The following is a 5,299-nucleotide window of genomic DNA, read 5'->3' as shown; positions in this document are numbered from 1 at the left end:
GTGGGAACTGACCGCACGCGAGTCGCTGGGTTACCACGACGCGATGGGCTCGAACCTGTTCCTGCACGTGCGTCGCGGCGAAGTGCTGCGCGCGGTGCCGCGCGACAACGAAGCGGTCAACGAATGCTGGCTGTCCGATCGCGACCGCTATTCGCACCAGGGCCTGTACAGCGAAGACCGCGCGGTCAAGCCGCTGCGCAAGGTCAATGGCGAGTGGAGGGAAGTGAGCTGGGCCGAAGGCCTGGCCGCGGCCAAGGACATCCTGACCGCCCACCAGGGCGATGACCTCGGCGTGCTGGTGCACCCGTCGGCCTCCAACGAGGAGGGCGCGCTGCTGGCCCGTCTTGCTGCCGGCCTGGGCACCACCAATATCGATCACCGCATCAACAACCGCGACTTCTCCGACGCCGCCACCGCCGAAGTGTTCGGCCTGCCGCTGGCCGAGATCGAAGGCGCCGACAGCATCGTCGTGCTCGGCAGCAACATCCGCCACGAACTGCCGCTGCTGCACGCCCGCCTGCGCAAGGCGCAGACCACGCGCAACGCGAAGATCCACGCCGTCAACCCGGTGGACTTCGATTTCGCGTTCAAGCTGGCCAGCAAGCAGATCGTCGCTCCGTCGGCCTTCATCGATGCGCTCGGCAACGCCGACCTGCGCGATGCGGTCAAGGGCGCCAGCAACGCCGTGCTGATCGTCGGTGGCATCGCTGAAAACCACCCGCAGGCGGCCGCGATCCGCGCCGCCGCGCGTGATTTCGCCGCCGCCACCGGTGCCAGGCTGTGCCGCATCCCGCAGGGCGCCAATGCCGTGGGCCTGACCCGTGCCGGCGTGCTGCCGGCCGGCAAGGACGTCAATGCCATGTTGGCCCAGCCGCGCAAGGCCTATGCCATCTACGGCATCGAGCCGGGCCTGGACTTCGCCGACGCCGCCGCTGCCCGCAAGGCGTTGGCCGGTGCCCAGGTGGTGGCTTTCAGCCAGTTCGCCTGTGCCTCGACCCGCGACGTCGCCGACGTGATCCTGCCGATCGGCGCACTGCCGGAAGTGGATGCCACCCTGACCAACCTCGATGGTCGCGAGCAGTCGGCCCGTGCCGGCGGCAAGCTGCCGGGCGAGGCGCGTGAAGGCTGGCGTGTGCTGCGTGCACTGGGCGGCGAGCTGTCGCTGGCCGGTTTCGAGTTCACCGACCTGGCCGGCCTGCGTGCCAGCCTGGCCCCGGTCAGCGTCACCGTTTCGTCCTCGGCGGCCGTGCCGGCGGCTGTGTCGGGCGCGGGCGAGGGCCTGGAAGTGACCTCCACCGCCGCGATCTACCGCACCGATGCGGTTGTCCGCCGCGCCCAGGCGCTGCAGTCGCATCCGCTCAACAACGCCCCGCGCATCGTGCTCAATGCCGACGATGCCGCCCGCCTGCAGTTGGTGGAAGGGCAGATGGCCAAGGTCGGCACCGACGCCGGCCTCGCCACCCTGCCGGTGGTGGTCGACACCCGCGTCGCCGCGGGCTCGGTCTGGATTGAATCGGGCCACGGTGCAACCGCACCGCTGGGTGCCGCACGCGTAACGGTGGTGGCTGCATGAACGAATTGCTGTTGAACGCGGTCGACCCGCTGCACCAGTGGCTGCTGTCACTGGGCGACATCGGTGCGCTGCTCTGGATCATCCTGAAGATCCTGGTGATCGCCATGCCGGTGATCATCTCGGTGGCCTTCTACGTGGTCTGGGAGCGCAAGCTGATCGGCTGGATGCACGTCCGCCACGGCCCGATGTATGTCGGCATGGGCATCTTCCAGGCCTTCGCCGACGTCTTCAAGCTGCTGTTCAAGGAAATCATCCAGCCCAGCAGCTCGCACAAGGCGATGTTCATCCTGGCGCCGCTGATCACGTTGGCCCCGGCCTTCGCGGCCTGGTCGGTGATCCCCTTCGATGCCCGGCTGGTGCTGTCCAACGCCAACGCTGGCCTGCTGTACCTGCTGGCGATGACCTCGCTGGGCGTGTACGGCATCATCCTGGCCGGTTGGGCCTCCAACTCCAAGTACGCCTTCCTCGGTGCGATGCGCGCCTCGGCGCAGATGATCAGCTACGAAATCGCCATGGGCTTTGCCCTGGTCGGCGTGATGATCGCCTCGGGCAGCCTCAACCTGAGCAGCATCGTGATGGCGCAGGCGGGCAACTCCGGTCTGTTCGACTGGTTCCTGCTGCCGCTGTTCCCGCTGTTCATCGTGTACTGGGTGTCCGGCGTCGCCGAAACCAACCGCGCGCCGTTCGACGTGGTGGAAGGTGAATCGGAAATCGTTGCCGGCCACATGGTCGAATACTCCGGTGGTGCGTTCGCGCTGTTCTTCCTGGCCGAATACGCCAACATGATCCTGATCAGCTTCCTGATCTCGATCTTCTTCCTCGGCGGCTGGCTGAGCCCGCTCCAGGGCTGGATCACGGCCGATATCTCGCCGTGGATCGACTGGATCTGGAAGGGCGGCTGGCCGTGGCTGCTGCTGAAGGTCTTCTTCTTCGCCAGCTCCTACATCTGGTTCCGTGCCAGCTTCCCGCGCTTCCGCTACGACCAGATCATGCGTCTGGGCTGGAAGGTCTTCATCCCGCTCACCATCTTCTGGATTGCAGTGACGGCGGTGATGGTGTTTTACGGCGTGATCCAGAAGGGCGTCTAAGTGATGAACAGAATTACCCATTACTTCAAAAGCCTGCTGCTCCTTGAGCTGCTCGGCGGTCTGTGGCTGACCCTGAAGTACGCCTTCAAGCCCAAGTACACGCTGATGTACCCGATGGAGAAGTTCCCGCAGTCGCCGCGTTTCCGCGGCCTGCATGCGCTTCGCCGGTATCCCAACGGCGAGGAACGCTGCATCGCATGCAAACTGTGCGAAGCGGTGTGCCCGGCGCTGGCGATCACCATCGATTCGGCCAAGCGCGAGGACGGCAGCCGTCGTACCACCCGTTACGACATCGATCTGTTCAAGTGCATCTTCTGCGGCTTCTGCGAAGAAAGCTGCCCGGTGGACTCGATCGTGGAGACCCACATCCTCGAGTACCACTTCGAGAATCGTGGCGAGAACATCGTCACCAAGCCGCAGCTGCTGGCCATCGGGGATCGGCTTGAAGCCGAAATCGCCGAGCGTCGCGCCGCCGATGCCGCTTTCCGCTGRGGTTCAATGATGGATTGGGTAAATATCAGTTTCTGGGTCTTCTCCATCGTGGCGGGCATTTCCGCCGCGGCGGTGATCAGCGTGCGCAATCCGGTCTATGCCGTGTTGTGCCTGATCCTGACCTTCTTCTCCGTGGCCTGCATCTGGATCCTGGTCGGCGCTGAGTTCCTCGGCGTGGCCCTGGTGCTGGTGTACGTGGGCGCGGTCATGGTGCTGTTCCTGTTCGTGGTGATGATGCTCGACATCGACGCCTCCAACCTGCGCGAGGGCTGGGTGCGCTACCTGCCGGTCGGGCTGGTGGTGGCCGTCACCATGCTGGTGCAGATGCTGGTGCTGATCGGGGTGAAGGGCAGGGCGGTCAATCCGTTCCCGGCCGACAACGCCGCCGCGCTGGCCGCCGACAGCTCCAACATCACCTGGCTGGCGCGCAGCCTGTTCACCGAATACCTGCTGCCGTTCGAGTTCGCCGCCGTCATCCTGACCGTGGCCGTGGTTGCCGCCGTGATGCTGACCCTGCGTCGCCGCACCGGCCTGAAGACCCAGAACCCGTCCGAGCAGACCATGGTCAAGGGCAGCGATCGCCTGCGCGTGGTCAAGATGGATGCCGAAACCCCGGTGGTCCACACCCGTACCCGTCCGTCCACCGACGAGGAGGCAACGCCATGATCACCCTCGGCCATATCCTGGCGCTGGGCGCGCTGCTGTTCTGCATCAGCCTCGCCGGCATCTTCCTCAACCGCAAGAACATCATCGTGCTGCTGATGTCCGTCGAGTTGATGCTGCTGTCGGTCAACATCAATTTCGTCGGGTTCTCGCGTGAACTGGGTGATACGGCCGGACAGCTGTTCGTCTTCTTCATCCTGACCGTGGCCGCGGCCGAGGCCGCCATCGGCCTCGCGATCCTGGTAACCCTGTTCCGTAACCGCCGCACCATCAATGTCGGCGAAATCGATTCGCTGAAGGGCTGATCCGTAGATGGAAATCACTCTCTCCAAGAGTCTGTTGATCGCAGTGGTGCTTGCACCGCTGATCGGCAGCATCATTGCCGGGCTGTTCGGCCGGCAGGTCGGTCGCATCGGCGCACAGACGGTCACCATCCTGGGCGTCGCCGCCAGCTGCATCATGTCCAGCTACGTGCTGTACATGCTGCTGTGGGGTGGCGCGCAGCCGTACAACGAGAACATCTACACGTTCTTTGAAGTCGGCCAGTACTCGGCGCATGTCGGTTTCATGATCGACAAGCTCACCGCGATGATGATGGTCGTGGTCACCTTCGTGTCGTTCCTGGTGCACGTGTACACCATCGGCTACATGCAGGATGACCCGGGTTACCAGCGGTTCTTCAGCTACATCTCGCTGTTCACCTTCTCCATGCTCACGCTGGTGATGAGCAACAACTTCCTGCAGCTGTTCTTCGGCTGGGAAGCGGTGGGCCTGGTGTCGTACCTGCTGATCGGTTTCTGGTTCAAGCGCCCGACCGCGATCTTCGCCAACATGAAGGCCTTCCTGGTCAACCGCGTGGGCGACTTCGGCTTCATCCTCGGCATCGCCGGCGTGTTGTGGGTGTTCGGCACCCTGGACTACGCCACCGTGTTCGCCAATGCGCCGATCCTGGGCAGCCCGCAGGCACAGCTGCAGGTCTGGTCCGGTGCGATCAACCTGTTCGGCACGTCCTTCCAGGTGTTCAACGAGCCGGTGATCTGGTCGATCGCCACCATCATCTGCATCTGCCTGTTCATCGGCGCCATGGGCAAGTCCGCCCAGGTCCCGCTGCACGTGTGGCTGCCGGACTCGATGGAAGGCCCGACCCCGATCTCGGCCCTGATCCACGCCGCGACCATGGTCACCGCGGGCATCTTCATGGTCACCCGCATGTCGCCGCTGTTCGAGCTGTCGCAGACCGCCCTGAACTTCGTGCTGTTCATCGGTGCGACCACCGCGTTCTTCACCGGCCTGATCGGCATCGTGCAGAACGACATCAAGCGCGTCGTCGCGTACTCCACGCTGTCCCAGCTGGGCTACATGACCGTGGCGCTGGGCGTGTCGGCCTATTCGGCAGCCGTGTTCCACCTGATGACCCACGCCTTCTTCAAGGCGCTGCTGTTCCTGGGTGCCGGCTCGGTCATCATCGCGATGCACCACGAGC

At 64.4% G+C, this 5,299-nt stretch carries 5 protein-coding genes and 1 pseudogene; all 6 read left to right on the top strand.

The genetic code is table 11. The annotated features are described in order from the left end of the window. Window positions 1-1,573: molybdopterin-dependent oxidoreductase (locus tag AC1DQP_RS15850; protein ID WP_478051975.1), on the top strand; the 1,573-nt coding region annotated here is incomplete at its 5' end. Next, window positions 1,570-2,661: an NADH-quinone oxidoreductase subunit NuoH gene (nuoH, locus tag AC1DQP_RS15845; RefSeq protein WP_457319426.1), complete on the top strand. Its 1,092-nt coding sequence runs from the start codon at window positions 1,570-1,572 to the stop codon at window positions 2,659-2,661. The genes AC1DQP_RS15850 and nuoH, both read left to right, overlap by 4 nt. Window positions 2,662-2,664: 3 nt before the next feature. Next, window positions 2,665-3,150 (top strand): annotated as a pseudogene (gene nuoI / locus AC1DQP_RS15840) (NADH-quinone oxidoreductase subunit NuoI); the annotation flags it as partial. Between the two features lie 9 nt (window positions 3,151-3,159). Beyond that, window positions 3,160-3,819 carry an NADH-quinone oxidoreductase subunit J gene (locus AC1DQP_RS15835; protein ID WP_256774638.1) on the top strand — a complete coding sequence of 220 codons (660 nt, stop codon included), beginning with the start codon at window positions 3,160-3,162 and terminating at the stop codon, window positions 3,817-3,819. Beyond that, window positions 3,816-4,121 (top strand): NADH-quinone oxidoreductase subunit NuoK, encoded by a 306-nt coding sequence (nuoK, locus tag AC1DQP_RS15830; RefSeq protein ID WP_256774639.1) that lies wholly within the window; start codon window positions 3,816-3,818, stop codon window positions 4,119-4,121. The genes AC1DQP_RS15835 and nuoK overlap by 4 nt, the downstream gene beginning before the upstream one ends. A gap of 7 nt (window positions 4,122-4,128) precedes the next feature. After that, window positions 4,129-5,299 (top strand): NADH-quinone oxidoreductase subunit L (gene nuoL, locus AC1DQP_RS15825; protein ID WP_478051974.1); only part of this gene is annotated, 1,171 nt, incomplete at its 3' end.

This window comes from Stenotrophomonas sp. P5_A8, assembly GCF_056400545.1.
The sequence above is the reverse complement of the archived record's forward strand: the minus strand, read 5'-3'. Positions and strand labels throughout refer to the sequence as shown.